Here is a 12,777-nt window from a genome sequence, read left to right on the forward strand (position 1 = left end):
GGAGACGGGGCGGGACCGGGTCCACCCGCTCCGCGCCCCGTCTCCTGCGCGGGGGACGCGCGCCTCAGGACGCGCGCCTCAGTACACGTCGGCCTGGTAGCGGCCGGTCTTCTTGAGGTGGGCGAGGTAGGCCACGGCCTCGTCGGGGTTCTTGCCCCCGAACTGGCCGGCGACGTCGATGATCGCCCGCTCCACGTCCTTGGCCATGCGCTTGGCGTCGCCGCAGACGTAGAAATGCGCGCCGCCCTCGAGCCACTTCCAGAGTTCCGCGCCGTTCTCGCGCATGCGGTCCTGGACGTAGGTCTTCTCGGTGCCGTCGCGGGACCAGGCCAGCGACAGGCGGGTGAGCACCTTGCGGTCCTTCAGGGCGTTGAGCTCGTCCTTGTAGAAGAAGTCGGAGGCCTGCTTCTGGTGGCCGTAGAACAGCCAGTTGCGGCCGGGCGCCTGCGTGGCGTCGCGCTCGCGCAGGAAGGCGCGGAACGGTGCGATGCCGGTGCCGGGCCCGACCATGACGACGTCCTTCGACAGGTCCTCCGGCAGGGCGAAGCCGTGCGCCTTCTGCAGGTAGACCTTCACCGTCATGCCCTCGGGGATGCGCTCGCCGAGATGGGTCGAGGCGACGCCGAGGCGCAGGCGCGAGCGGTGGCTGTAGCGCACCGCGTCGACGGTGAGCGAGACCCGGCCCGGATCGGCCTTCGGCGAGGACGAGATCGAGTAGAGCCGCGGCTGCAGCTCGTCGAGCGCCTCCAGGAACACCTCCGCGTCGGGGCGCGCCCCGGGGAACTTGTGGAGCGCGCCCAGCACGTCGAGATGGGCGGCGTCGCCGTCCGGGTCCTCGCCCGCGGCGAGCGCCTGCGCCTTCCGGCGGGCCTCGCCCGAGGTGAGCAGCGAGAGGAGCTGGTAGAGCCCGTCCGGCGCGCCGCCCAGGGCGTAGTCGGTCAGCAGCCGGTCGCGCAGGGTCCTGCCGCCGATCCTGCGCTCGGGCCGGGCGCCGAGCTCGGCGATCACCGCGTCCACCAGGGCCGGGGCGTTGGCGGGAAACAGCCCGAGGGAATCGCCGACCACGTAGTCGATCGGCGTGCCGGTGAGATCGATCTCGACGTGCCAGGTCTCCTTCTCGCCGCCCGGCGCGTTGAGGCGCGTGCGCGAGACGAAGGTCGCCTCCACGGGGTTCTCCCGGCAGAAGCCGAGGGGGCCGAGCGCGGGGGCGGCCTTAGGCGCGGCGTCCTCGGCCTTCTTCGGCGCGGCGCCGCCGGCGGCACCGAACTCCTCCTCGAGCTTCTTCAGCATCCGGAGCGTGTCCTTGCCGCCGGGCTGGCAGAGGTTCAGGCGCTCCTCGTTCCTGAGGAAGATCGCGTTGGCGTAGTCGGCGCAGTTGTAGCCGCACTGGCCGCAATCCTGCTGCGCCATGGCGGCCATCAGCTTCTGCGCCTCCGGCCGTTCCTTGGCCATCTCCATCCGCTCGGGCAGCGGCAGGGAGGGGTCGTGCCAGGGGGCATCGTCGTTGTCGGCGAGCGCCGGCCCGCCGGCCGGCGCGTCGCCCGGCGCCAGGGCCGTGGCGCCCTCGACCGCGGGGCCGAGGAGAGCGGCGAAGTAGCCCGAGAGCCAGGCACGCTGGTCCGGGTCGAAGGGGGCGGTCTCGGGGATGAGGACCAGGGGGGGCGTGACGTGCTCGCTCATGCGGCGGCCTTCAGGACGGGTTGCTCTTCGGCGATGTTGCGCAGCGACTCGGGGCCGGTGCGGCTGGTGAAGGCCTGGAAGCTCTCGGCGGGGCTCGTCCGCCGGGCGAGGTAGCTGCGCAGCAGCGCCTCGATGCGGGCCGGGCAATCCTCGGCCTTCACGGCCTTCCAGATCTCGGTGCCGATCTTCGGCGCGTCGCCGAAGCCGCCACCGACGACGATGTCGTAGCCCTCGACGGTGTCGCCCTCCTCGGAGACCACGACCTTGGCGCCGATGAGCCCGATGTCGCCGATGTAGTGCTGGGCACAGGAGTGATGGCAGCCGGTGAGGTGGACGTTCACCGGCACGTCGAGCTCCTTGAGGTTCGCCTCGATGGTGTCGGCGATGATCAGGGCGTGGCCCTTGGTGTCGGAGGCGGCGAACTTGCAGCCGCGGCTGCCCGTGCAGGCGACGAGGCCGGCGCGGATGCTGGAGGCCTCCGTGGTGAGCCCGAGGGCGGCGACCCGTGCCCGGACCTCGGCGACCTTGGCATCCGGGACACCGGAGAACAGGAAGTTCTGCCACACGGTCATGCGGATGGCGCCGTCGCCGCATTCCACCGCGATCTTGGCCAGATCCCGCATCTGGTCGGTGGTGAGCTTGCCCACGGGCAGGACCACGCCGATCCAGTTGAGACCGGGCTGCACCTGTGCGTGCACGCCCACATGGGCGAAGCGGTCCATCGCCCCGCGCGGGGCGACGTGGGCGGGATCGACCCGGTCGAGGGTGCGGCCGAGCACCTCCTCGACGGCGGCGAGGTACTTGTCGAAGCCCCAGGCGTCGAGGACGTACTTCATCCGGCTCTTGTTGCGGTTGGTCCGGTCACCGTTCTTGATGAAGACCCGCAGGATGGCGTCGGCGACCCGGTTGCAATCCTCCGGCCTGAGGACCACGCCGGTGTCGCGGGCCAGATCCCGGTGGCCCGAGATGCCGCCCAGCACGAGTCGCATCCACACGCCCGGGGCGACGCTCGCCCCCTCCAGCACCCGCACGGCCTGGAAGCCGATGTCGTTGGTCTCCTCCAGCACCGGCATCACGCCGCCGCCGTCGAAGGCGACGTTGAACTTGCGCGGCAGGCCGAACAGCGAGCGATCGTTGAGGATGTGGTTGTGCCACGACTTGGCCAGCGGGCGGGTGTCGAGCAGCTCCTGCGCGTCGATGCCGGCCACCGGCGAGCCCGTGACGTTGCGGATGTTGTCCGCCCCCGCGCCCCGCGCCGTGAGGCCGAGGTCGATGAGCCCGTCGAGGAAGGGCTGGCCGTGCTCGGGCGTGATTTCGCGGACCTGCAGGTTGGCGCGCGTGGTCACGTGGGCGTAGCCGCCCCCGTGGGCGTCGGCCAGGTCCGCGATGCCGACGAACTGCCAGTGGTGCAGGATGCCGTTGGGGATGCGCAGGCGGCACATGTAGGAATTCTGGGCCGGCGCCACCCAGAACAGGCCGTGGTAGCGCCAGCGGAAATTGTCTTCCGGCTTCGGCGCCTTGCCGGTGGCGGCCTCCGCGATGAGGCGGTTGTGGCCGTCGAAGGGGTTCTCCGCGCGCTTCCACTTCTCCTGCTCGCAGAGCTTGCCCCCGGCCTTGATGGTGGCGTCCTGCGCCTTGACGTGGATCGCGTCCGGGCCGATGGGCTCGGCCGGCGGGGCGGCGCCTGGTGCGGCGGCGAGGCCGCCGGTCATGCGGGCGGCACTGATCCCGGAGGCGAAGCCTTCGAGGTAGCGCTTCTGCTCGGCGTTGAATGCGTCAGCCATGGGTAGCCTCCTCACGCTGCGAGGGGTTGGGATGCGGGCGCGGGGCGCCCGAACAGGAGGTCGTCGCGGTGCTCGGCGATCGAGGCGCCGGTGCGGATCAGCTCCTTGCACCAGCCCTGCTCGGCGATGTCGCCGACGAAGACTGCCCCGAGGAGCCGGTCCTCGGCGACGACGAGCTTGCGGTAGAGGCCGAGGCCGGGATCCGACATCAGCACGGTCTCGGCTCCCTCGGGCGCCTCGATCTGGCCGGCGGAGAACACCGGCAGGCCCGAGACCTTGAGGCTGGTGGAGAGGGCCGTGCCGAGGTAGCTCGCCGCCTCGCCGACGAGGTGGCGGCTCAGGGCCTCGGCCTGCTCGTAGGCGGGCTCGACGAGGCCGTAGACCTGGCCCCGGTGCTCGGCGCATTCGCCCAGCGCGTAGATGCGGGCATCCGACGCCTGCATCCGGTCGTCGACCAGGATGCCGCGCGCGGTCTCGATCCCGGCATTCTGGGCCAGCGCCACGTTGGGCCGCACGCCCACCGACATCACCACGAGGTCGGCCGGCAGCACGGTGCCGTCGGACAGGATCAGGCGCTCGACCCGGCCCTCCCCCTCGACCGACGCGGTGTCGGCCTTGAGCAGCACCTTGACCCCGCGCGCCTCCATGGCCCGCTTCACCAGGCCGGCGGCGGCGTGGTCGAGCTGGCGCTCCATCAGGCGGTCCATGACGTGCAGGAGCGTGGTGTCGACGCCGAGCCGCGCGAGGCCGACGGCGGCCTCCAGGCCGAGGAGCCCGCCGCCGATCACGATGGCGCGCGCGTGCTCCACCGCCGCCTGGCGGATGGCGGCGACGTCCGCGAGGTCGCGGAAGGTGAGGACGCCGGGCAGCTCCATGCCGGGCTTCGGCAGCCGGATCGGCAGGGAGCCCACCGCGAGGACGAGCTTGTCGAAGGGCAGGACGTGGGTCTCGCCCACCATCACGAGGCCGTTCTCGCGGTCGATCTCGGTGACCGGCGCGCCGGTGATGAGGCGGATGCCGTGGGCCTCGTACCAGTCGAGGCCGCGGAAGGCGCAGCCCGCCTCGTCGACCTCGCCTCCCAGCAGGGAGGACAGCAGCACGCGGTTGTAGGCCGCCCGCGGCTCGGCCCCGACGACGCTGACGTCGTACAGGCCCGGCGCCCGCTCGGTCAGGCGCTCCAGGAAGCGCAACGACGCCATGCCGTTGCCGATGACCACCAAACGCTCCTTCATCGCCAGAGCCCGTTCCTCAGGCCGCGATGGCGGGCTTGGCGTGGCGCGCGTAGAGGAATTCGAGCACCTCGGCGCGGGCATGCGTGTAGGTCGCGTCCTCCACCAGATCGAGGCGGCGGCGCGGCCGCTCCAGGTCGACCTCCAGGATCTCGCCCACGGTGGCCGAGGGGCCGTTGGTCATCATCACGATGCGGTCGGAGAGGAGCACCGCCTCGTCGACGTCGTGGGTGATCATGATCACGGCGTTCTTCAGCCGGGCATGGATGTCCATCAGCGAGTCCTGGAGATGGGCGCGGGTGAGCGCGTCCAGGGCCCCGAAGGGCTCGTCGAGGAGCAGCACCTTCGGCTCCATCGCCAGGGCGCGCGCGATGCCGACGCGCTGCTTCATGCCGCCCGAGATCTCGCTCGGGCGCCGGTCGGCGGCGTGGGTCATGTTCACGAGCGACAGGTTGTGGTCGATCCAGGCGTTGCGCTCGGCCTTCGACTTCTTGCCCTTGAAGACCTTGTCGACGGCGAGCGCCACGTTCTCGCGCACGGTGAGCCAGGGCAGCAGCGAGTGGTTCTGGAACACCACGGCCCGGTCGGGGCCGGGGCTGTTCACCTCCTTGCCTTCGAGGAGGACGCCGCCGGTGGAGGCCTTGAGCAGGCCGGCCACGATGTTGAGCACCGTCGACTTGCCGCAGCCCGAATGCCCGATCAGCGAGACGAACTCGCCCTTGTCGATCTTCACGCTGACGTCGCGCAGGACCTCGTTGGTGCGGCCCGCGCGGGTGAAGCTGATGCCGACGTTCTCGATGCTGAGATAGCTCATGGGAATCCCTCCTCAGGCGGTCGCGGTGCCGCGGGTGACCAGGGTGCCGACGAAGGCGACGAAGCGGTCGAGGATGAAGCCGATGACCCCGACATAGACGAGGGCGACGATGATCTCGGAGATGTGGGAGGAGTTCCACGCGTCCCAGATGAAGAAGCCGATGCCGACGCCGCCGATGAGCATCTCGGCCGCCACGATGGCGAGCCAGGACAGGCCGACGCCGATGCGCAGGCCGGTGAAGATGTAGGGGGCCGCCGAGGGCAGCATGATCTTGGCGAAGAACTCCAGCGGGTTCAGGCGCAGCACCGCCGCCACGTTGCGGTAGTCCTGCGGGATGTTCCGGATGCCCACCGCCGTGTTGATGATGATCGGCCAGATCGAGGTGATGAAGATCACGAAGATCGCGCTCGGCTGGCCGTCCCGGAAGGCGGCCAGCGAGAGCGGCAGCCAGGCCAGCGGCGGGATCGTGCGCAGCACCTGGAAGATCGGGTCGAGGCCGCGCATGGCCCATTCCGACTGCCCGATCAGGGTGCCGGTGAGGATGCCCGCGACGGTCGCCAGGGCGAAGCCGAGGGCCACGCGCTGGATGCTGGCGGCGATGTGCCAGAACAGGCCCTTGTCGGTGCCGCCGTTGTCGTAGAACGGGTGGGCGATGATGTCCCAGGCCTCGGTGACGACGCGCGAGGGCGGCGGCAGGCCGGCGCCGGGACGCGAGCACAGCATCTCCCAGATCACCAGGAACGCGATCAGCACCACGACGGGCGGGATCAGGTTTTTGGCCAGGTTCTTCCCGACGCTGTTCAGGGTGGCCATCGTGACCAGGGGCGCCCGCTTCGGCTTGGCCGGCGCGGCGACGCCCGGGCCGGCGGCGATGGTGGGGGTGTTGGCCATCACGCGATCCTCTTGATGCCGAGGCTGGACAGGTAGGCGGCGGGATCGGCCGGATCGAAGACCTTGCCGTCGAAGAAGGTCTCCTTGCCGCGGGAGGTGGAGGCCGGGATCGCGGTGACGCCGAGGGCCTTGGCGGCCTCGCGCCAGAGGTCCTCGCGGTTCACCTTGGCGATCAGCGCCTTGGTGTCGGTCTGCGCGTCGAACTTGCCCCAGCGGATGTCCTCGGTGAGGAACCAGAGGTCGTGCGACTGGTAGGGATACGAGGCGTTGTCGTTCCAGAACTTCATCACGAAGGGGCTGTTCTCGACCACGCGGCCGTCGCCGTAATCGATCGTGCCCTTGATGCGCCCGGCGACGTCCGCCACCGGGACGTTCATCCACTGGCGCTTGGCCGCGATGGCGGCGACCTCGTCCTTGTTCTCCGGCTTGTCGCACCATTGCTGCGCTTCGAGCACGGCCATCAGCAGCGCCCGGGTGGCGTTGGGGTACTTCTCCGTGAAGGAGGCCCGCATGGCGAAGGCCTTCTCCGGGTGGTCCTTCCAGAGCTCGCCCGTGGTGAGCGCGGTGTAGCCGAGGCCCTGCTGCACCAGCTGGGCGTTCCACGGCTCGCCGACGCAGAAGCAGTCCATCGTGCCGACCTTCATGTTCGCCACCATCTGCGGGGGCGGCACGACGATGGTCTCGATATCCTTGTCCGGGTCGATGCCGCCGGCGGCCATCCAGTAGCGGAGCCAGAGGTCGTGGGTGCCGCCCGGGAAGGTCATGGCCGCCTTCACCGATTTGCCGGCGGCCTTCTTCTTCTCGACCGCCGCCTTGAACACCTTCGCGTCCAGGGCGACCTTCTGGTCGAGGTACTCCTTGGCCACCGAGATGCACTGGCCGTTGCTGTTGAGCCGAGCCAGGATGTGCATCGGCACCGGAACGTTGTTCTGCGTCACCCGTCCGGCCGAGATCAGGTAGGGCATCGGCGTCAGGATGTGGGCGCCGTCGATGCCGTTGCCCTCCGAGCCGAGCACGAGGTTGTCGCGGGTGGTGCCCCAGGAGGCCTGCTTGAGCACCTCGACGTCGGGCATGCCGTGCTTGGCGAAGAAGCCCTTCTCCTTGGCCACGAAGAGCGGGCTCGCATCGGTGAGGGCGATGAAGCCGAGCTTGGCCCCCTTCACCTCGGGGCCGGCGCCCTGCGCGAAGGCGCCGCCCGGCAGGGCTGTGCGGGCGAGCGCTGCCAGGGACAGGCTCGCGGCAGCGCCCTTCAGCAGATCACGGCGGTTGTTGCGGAAACCGTCAGTCATCGAACCCGACATCCTCGAAAGCAATGAGCATCCGCCAAAGAAAAAACCGCCGACCAAGCACATCCATCGAACGCAAGATCTGCGTTCCGTGGGGGACTCGGGTCAGCGGCTCTGCCGACGGATAAGGCTCGTCATCGTTGGCGAGCCCGCGATGCCCTGCACGGGGCGTGCCAAGTCCGGCCGGCCTGCCGGATCAACGCGCTGCGGTTCCCTTCGGAATCGTTCCAAGCTGTTCGTCGGGCAGGCTTTTCGCGTGGATGCCTCACCGCGCGGCGGCGCGCGCCACGCCCACGGACGCGTCGCAGACCGGCCGGTCCGGGGGTATGCCTGCCGCATCGCGCGCCGCCGACCGCACTGCACAATCCGCGGGCAGTCTGCCGGTGCGGACAGCAGCCCCGTCGCTCAGTCCACCAGCGCCGCCGCGTAGAGGTCGGGCCGGAGGATCGCCCGCGCGCGCTCGGCCAGGGCCGGGTTGGGCACGATCTGCCCGGCGGCCCCCATCTGCTCGAGGATCCAGTCGGCCTGGTCGGGCCGCGGCGGCTCGGCCTCGGCGCCGAACACGACGAAGCGCGCCGCGCGCGACTCGGTCCCGTCCGCATCGCGCACCACGGTGCCGGCCAGGGCCCGGCGGATGAGGCCCGGATCGATCCCGAGATGGCTCGGATGGGCGAGCAGGCTCGCCAACTCGCCCCGGTTCTCGGGGGCCGCGCACCAGCGCCCGGCCCGCCGCACCGCCCGGACCAGGGCGGCGCTCGTCTCCGCCGCATAGGCCGGCAGGGCCAGCACCTTTTCCGGGCAGTCCGGCGCCAGGTCGCAGCCGAGGGCGACGATGCGGCCGTAGCCCTCGGCCACCGCGACGCTGTTCCAGGGACTGCCGGCGCAGAACCCGTCGATCTGACCGGAACGCAGGGCCTGGGCGATCCAGGGCGGCGGGATCACCACCAGCCGGGTGGCGGCGTCGAGGTCGAGCCCCCCGCGGGCGGCGAACATCCGGAGTTGATAGGTGTGGCACGAGAAGGGGTGCACGGTACCCAGCGTCAGGGGCCGACCCTCTGTGACCCGCACGCGTGCGACACGGGAAAACGCGCGTGCAATCGTGTCGAGATCAGGGCCCTCCGGCGCCATCTCGGCCCAGAGCGGGCGTGAGACCGTCACCGCATTGCCGTTGAGGCTGAGCCCGAGGGGCACCACCAAATCGGTCTCCGGCCCGCTGATGCCGAGGGCGCTGGCGACGGCCAGGGGCGCCAGCATGTGGGCACCGTCGAGGTGTCCGAGCGCCAGCTTGTCCCGGAGCGTCGCCCAGGAGGGTTCGCTGACGAGGTCCACCGCCAAGCCCTCGGCGGCGGTGAAGCCCCCTTCCACGGCAGCGATCAGGGGCGCCGCGTCGATGAGCGGCACGTATCCGAGGGCGAGTCTCATCCGGGCAGGCCCCTCATCCCAGGAGATCCGCCGCGGTCACGATGGCGCGGGCGATGTCGGCGATTTTCCGCTTCTCGTTCATGGCCTTGCGTCGCATCGTCCGGTAGGCCTCCTCCTCCGAGAGGCCCTTGGCCGTCATCAGGATGCCCTTGGCCCGCTCGATCAGCTTGCGGTCGGCGAGCTCGCCCCGCGCCTCCGTCAGCTCGCGCTGCAGTCGCGCGAAGGCGTTGAAGCGCAGGATCGCCACGTCGAGGATCGAGCGGATGCGCTGGGGCTGCAGGCCGTCCACCACGTAGGCGGAGATGCCCGCATCCATCGCCGCCTGCATCATCGGGACGTCGGAGCGGTCGACGAACATCGCCACCGGTCGCTCCACGTGCCGGGACAGGCCCGACATCTGCTCGAGGATGTCCCGGCTCGGGCTCTCCAGGTGGATCACGACCACGTCCGGATTCAGGGCCGCCACCCGGGCCGGCAGGTCGGCGGTGTCCGGCAGAACCACGACGCGGGTGAAGCCCGATGCCATGAGTCCCTCCTCGAGGATCGCGGCGCGGGCACGGCTCGGGTCGATCACGGCGACGGTCAGGGTCGGCTCGGTCATCGGTGTCCGGGGACGCGAATCGGGGTTGGGGCGGTCCCGGCAGGTCGCATGCCGGTCGAGGGAATGACAAGGCACATGATGCGGTGGGCGTGGGCGTGGGCGTGCGGACGTCGCCAAACAGGAGGGTGTCACCGGGAAGGCAAGCCGCATGCCCGACGAAACATTACCGTTTGGAGAGGAAACAGCCCAGGTTCCGCCGCAAACGGCCCGGCTAATGGCGCCGGCGATCGGACCGGTTGCTGAATTGCACAGCGAGGTGCTCCGGATGTCAGGCTGCACGCCCCCCGATCAAGCGGCGTTCGAATCGGGTTCCGCGCGTGGCGTGACGCCGCCCCTCCTGCCGACGCTGGCGATGGCGGCGATCCTCGGGGCGGCCTCCTATCTCTGCCAGGAGCCAGCCATCGTGGCACCGGCCTCGGTTCCGGCGACCGCCGTGGCGGCCGCACCGGAGGCCACGGCAGAGACGCCCTTCATCCCGGCACCGCTTGCCTTCCAGGCCCAGTTCCCCCTGGTCATCGTCGCTCAAGCCGAGCCCACCGCCCAGGCTCATAGGACTGGGCCTCGGCCCGCCCGCCTCGCCGCTCCCCGCCGGTTCGAGAATCCGCGCCTTGCAGTCGCCAAGGTTGCGGCGACCGCCGACAAGGCGTCGCAAGGCTCCGACAAGGCGTCGCAAGGCTCCGAGAAGGTGCCGCAGGCCTTTGCGAGGCCGCCGCAGGGACGAGAGAAGGCACTCCCCTTCGTGGCCGAGGCCGAGGTCTCGCATGCGGCGGCCGAGGGGGACGAGGGCGTGCTGCCCGGGATCGGCCTGCCCGACGTGACTTTGCCCGACATCGCCCTGCCCTTCGCGCCGACGATCCGCGCGGTGACCCAGGCGGGCGCCGCTGCCGGCGCCTTCATGGGCGCCAAGACCGCCGCCGCCGGTACCTTCGTGAGCGCCCAGGGGGCGGCCCTCGGCGCGGGGACCGCAACCCTCGGTGCCGCCGTCTCCGGCTGGGTCGGGCGCCTGCGTTAAACCCATTCGCAGTGTTGGCCGACCACCAAAAGCACCCCTGACCCTGGACCCTGCCGCGTTCGAAGACTACGTGGTCGCTCAGCGATGCTGCGCGGCCCCGTGACGGTCGACGTCGCGAGGACGAGGACCTGATGGCCGGACGGATCGAGGATTACGCGCTCGTCGGCGATGGCCGCACCGCTGCGCTGATCGCCCGCGACGGCAGCGTCGACTGGCTCTGCTGGCCCCGCTTTGATTCTGCCGCCTGCTTCGCCGCGCTGCTTGGTACCGAGGATCACGGCTACTGGAAGCTCGGTCCTGCGGACGCGGCCACCACGACGCGCCAGTATCGCGAGGGCAGCCTCGTCCTGGAGACCCGGCACGAGACCGGCGCCGGGGTCGTGCGGGTGACCGACTACATGCCCGCCAACGATGGCGCGCACCTCGTCAGGATCGTCGAGGGGCTCGAGGGGGCCGTGCCCATGCGGATGTGCCTTCGCGTTCGCTTCGATTACGGATTGGCGGTGCCCTGGGTCTCGCACAACGAGCTCGGCGATCTCCGCGCGATCTCGGGCCCGCACAAGGTGGTGCTGCGCACCCTCGTGCCGACGTTCGGCCAGGACCAGACCACCGTCTCGGAATTCACGGTGGAAGCCGGGCAGAGCGTGGCCTTCACCCTGAGCTACGGGGCATCCCACGAGGACGACCCGGCGCCGATTCAGCCGCGCAAGGTGCTATTCGAGACCGATCGCTACTGGCGCGACTGGTCCAGCCGCGCGGCCGCCGGTACTCCCTGGGACGCAATCCTGAAGCGGTCGCTGCTGACCCTGAAGGCGCTGATCTACCAGCCCACCGGCGGCATTGTGGCCGCACCCACGACGTCCCTGCCGGAGGATCTCGGCGGCGTGCGCAACTGGGATTACCGGTTCTGCTGGCTGCGCGACTCCACCTTCACCCTGATCGCCCTGATGGATGGCGGCTATCTCGACGAGGCGCGCGCCTGGCGCGATTGGCTGGTGCGCGCCGTGGCCGGCAATCCGGAGCAGGCCCACATCCTCTACGGCATCGCCGGGGAGCGTATGCTGCCCGAGATCGAACTCGACTGGCTCCCGGGCTACGAGAACTCGAAGCCTGTGCGCATCGGCAACGCGGCGGTGGAGCAGTTCCAGCTCGACGTCTACGGCGAGATCTTCGACGCGCTCTACCAGGCGCGCCAGCGCGGCCTTCAGGGTGACGCGGATGGCTGGCGGGTCGGCGAGGCGCTGCTGCGCCACCTGGAGAAGGTCTGGTGCACACCCGACGAAGGCATCTGGGAGGTGCGCGGCGGGCGTCGCCATTTCGTGCATTCGAAGGTGATGGCCTGGGTCGCCTTCGACCGGGCTATCCGTTCCTTCGAGGAGGCCGAGACCCGCGAACAGGACGAGATCCGCACCACCGGCATCAGTCATCGGCCCAAGCAGGCCCGCGAGGTCCCGGTGGCGCGCTGGCGCGAGATCCGCGACCAGATCCACGCCGAGGTCTGTGCCAAGGGTTTCGATCCGGAGTTGAACAGCTTCGTGCAGTCCTACGGCTCGAAGCGCCTCGACGCGAGCCTTCTTCTCATCGCCCATATGGGCTTCCTGCCCCAGGACGACCCGCGGGTGGTCGGCACCGTGGAGGCCATCGGGCGTACCTTGATGCGTGACGGCTTCGTGCTGCGCTACGACACCGAGAACCAGACGACCGACGGGCTGCCCGGCGACGAGGGCGCGTTCTTGCCCTGCTCGTTCTGGTACGCCGACAACCTCATCGGCCTCGGGCGCTGCGGAGAGGCGCGTGCGCTGATCGAGAGGCTGATCGGCGTCTGCAACGATGTCGGATTGGTGGCGGAGGAGTATGATGTGAAGGCCCGGCGCCTCGTAGGGAACTTCCCGCAGGCTTTCAGCCACGTCACGCTGGTGAACACCATTCTCAACTACAGCCGGGCCAAGGGGCCGGCCAGGGAGCGGAGCAGCGGTTCCGCGCAAGCCAAATCCCCGGGTGCGACCCCGCCCGCACCCCAACGGTGCGACGCCTGAGCGTTTCGGACGCTCAAGGCGA

The 12,777-nt window shown here is 70.2% G+C and carries 10 protein-coding genes; 2 read left to right on the top strand and 8 right to left on the bottom strand.

Annotation, left to right across the window (positions count from 1 at the left end; translation table 11 throughout):
• Positions 1-78: 78 nt before the first annotated feature.
• The 8 genes from AC0IY1_RS21180 to AC0IY1_RS21215 all read right to left on the bottom strand — a co-directional run bounded on the left by AC0IY1_RS21180 (position 79) and on the right by AC0IY1_RS21215 (position 9,707).
• The gene (locus AC0IY1_RS21180) at positions 79-1,680 is read right to left on the bottom strand and encodes a sulfite reductase subunit alpha (RefSeq protein WP_471772183.1); all 1,602 of its coding nucleotides are present in this window, start codon (positions 1,678-1,680) and stop codon (positions 79-81) included.
• Positions 1,677-3,464 carry a NirA family protein gene (locus AC0IY1_RS21185; protein WP_471772185.1) on the bottom strand — a complete coding sequence of 596 codons (1,788 nt, stop codon included), beginning with the start codon at positions 3,462-3,464 and terminating at the stop codon, positions 1,677-1,679. Before AC0IY1_RS21185 ends, AC0IY1_RS21180 begins: the two co-directional genes overlap by 4 nt.
• An 11-nt stretch (positions 3,465-3,475) precedes the next feature.
• Entirely contained in the window at positions 3,476-4,696 is a 1,221-nt protein-coding gene (locus AC0IY1_RS21190) for an NAD(P)/FAD-dependent oxidoreductase (protein WP_471772187.1), read from the bottom strand.
• A 16-nt stretch (positions 4,697-4,712) separates the two neighbouring features.
• A complete protein-coding gene (locus AC0IY1_RS21195; RefSeq protein ID WP_471772189.1) occupies positions 4,713-5,507 on the bottom strand; it encodes an ABC transporter ATP-binding protein in 795 nt (264 codons plus the stop codon).
• 12 nt (positions 5,508-5,519) lie between these two features.
• Positions 5,520-6,398: a nitrate ABC transporter permease gene (gene ntrB / locus AC0IY1_RS21200; RefSeq protein WP_103711084.1), complete on the bottom strand. Its 879-nt coding sequence runs from the start codon at positions 6,396-6,398 to the stop codon at positions 5,520-5,522.
• Positions 6,398-7,687 carry a CmpA/NrtA family ABC transporter substrate-binding protein gene (locus tag AC0IY1_RS21205; RefSeq protein ID WP_055951049.1) on the bottom strand — a complete coding sequence of 430 codons (1,290 nt, stop codon included), beginning with the start codon at positions 7,685-7,687 and terminating at the stop codon, positions 6,398-6,400. Before AC0IY1_RS21205 ends, ntrB begins: the two co-directional genes overlap by 1 nt.
• 402 nt (positions 7,688-8,089) lie before the next feature.
• On the bottom strand, positions 8,090-9,106 hold the full coding sequence (locus tag AC0IY1_RS21210; protein ID WP_471772192.1) for a CmpA/NrtA family ABC transporter substrate-binding protein: 1,017 nt from the start codon (positions 9,104-9,106) through the stop codon (positions 8,090-8,092).
• Between the two features lie 13 nt (positions 9,107-9,119).
• Entirely contained in the window at positions 9,120-9,707 is a 588-nt protein-coding gene (locus AC0IY1_RS21215; protein WP_055951053.1) for an ANTAR domain-containing response regulator, read from the bottom strand.
• 322 nt (positions 9,708-10,029) lie between these two features.
• Here AC0IY1_RS21215 and AC0IY1_RS21220 point away from each other — a divergent pair, with 322 nt between their 5' ends.
• On the top strand, positions 10,030-10,719 hold the full coding sequence (locus tag AC0IY1_RS21220) for a hypothetical protein (RefSeq protein ID WP_471772194.1): 690 nt from the start codon (positions 10,030-10,032) through the stop codon (positions 10,717-10,719).
• A gap of 131 nt (positions 10,720-10,850) precedes the next feature.
• Entirely contained in the window at positions 10,851-12,755 is a 1,905-nt protein-coding gene (locus tag AC0IY1_RS21225) for a glycoside hydrolase family 15 protein (RefSeq protein ID WP_103711078.1), read from the top strand.
• Positions 12,756-12,777 lie beyond the last annotated feature (22 nt).

The sequence above is a fragment of the Methylobacterium sp. AC690 genome (assembly GCF_979256535.1).